This window comes from Dysgonomonas mossii (assembly GCF_004569505.1).
Classification (GTDB): Bacteria; Bacteroidota; Bacteroidia; order Bacteroidales; family Dysgonomonadaceae; genus Dysgonomonas.
Map to the genome: position 1 here is coordinate 1 of NZ_SPPK01000157.1, position 383 is coordinate 383.

1 protein-coding gene is annotated in these 383 nt (G+C 35.2%); it reads left to right on the forward strand.

Annotation, left to right across the window (positions count from 1 at the left end; all coding sequences use genetic code 11):
• On the forward strand, window positions 1-343 hold a 343-nt coding region (locus tag E4T88_RS17870), incomplete at its 5' end, for a winged helix-turn-helix domain-containing protein (RefSeq protein ID WP_135107620.1).
• Between the last annotated feature and the right edge of the window lie 40 nt (window positions 344-383).

The following is a 383-nucleotide window of genomic DNA, read 5'->3' on the forward strand; positions in this document are numbered from 1 at the left end:
TCATGCCGTAGTCAATCAATCAAATACTGCTAAAGACCTTATCGTATTCGAAAATCTAGTTATAGATAATGATGCTCATCGTGTATTAGCAGATCAAAAAGAAGTGAACTTAACACCTAAAGAATATGAATTATTATTATATTTAGCGAAATCACCTGATAAAGTATTCGATCGTGAGCAACTCCTTAAAGAAGTATGGCATTATGAATTTTACGGAGACCTACGTACTGTAGATACACACGTAAAAAGATTACGCGAAAAGCTAAATCGTGTATCTGAAGAAGCTGCTCAAATGATTCATACTGTATGGGGTGTTGGATATAAATTTGAGGCGCCTGAATAATGAGACGGCTGAATAGTGTCGTTGTAAAACTGTGGTTATC